Annotated in this window: 1 rRNA gene; it reads right to left on the bottom strand. The window is 52.0% G+C overall.

Annotated elements, in window-relative coordinates:
• Positions 1 to 581: ribosomal RNA gene (locus LPA54_RS35470) — 16S ribosomal RNA — on the bottom strand; the annotation flags it as partial.

Genomic DNA, 581 nt, shown 5'->3' with positions numbered 1-581 from the left:
ATTCTGATTCACGATTACTAGCGATTCCGACTTCATGGAGTCGAGTTGCAGACTCCAATCCGGACTACGACGTACTTTGTGGGATTCGCTCACTATCGCTAGCTTGCAGCCCTCTGTATACGCCATTGTAGCACGTGTGTAGCCCTACTCGTAAGGGCCATGATGACTTGACGTCGTCCCCACCTTCCTCCGGTTTATCACCGGCAGTCTCCCTGGAGTTCCCACCATTACGTGCTGGCAAACAAGGATAAGGGTTGCGCTCGTTGCGGGACTTAACCCAACATTTCACAACACGAGCTGACGACAGCCATGCAGCACCTGTCTCAGAGTTCCCGAAGGCACTAAGCTATCTCTAGCGAATTCTCTGGATGTCAAGAGTAGGTAAGGTTCTTCGCGTTGCATCGAATTAAACCACATGCTCCACCGCTTGTGCGGGCCCCCGTCAATTCATTTGAGTTTTAATCTTGCGACCGTACTCCCCAGGCGGTCTACTTAACGCGTTAGCTCCGAAAGCCACGGCTCAAGGCCACAACCTTCAAGTAGACATCGTTTACGGCGTGGACTACCAGGGTATCTAATCC

The sequence above is a fragment of the Streptomyces sp. DH12 genome, from assembly GCF_020873895.1.
Lineage (GTDB): Bacteria > Actinomycetota > Actinomycetes > Streptomycetales > Streptomycetaceae > Streptomyces.
Note: the sequence above shows the minus strand (reverse complement) of the source record. Positions and strands in the feature narration are given on the sequence as shown.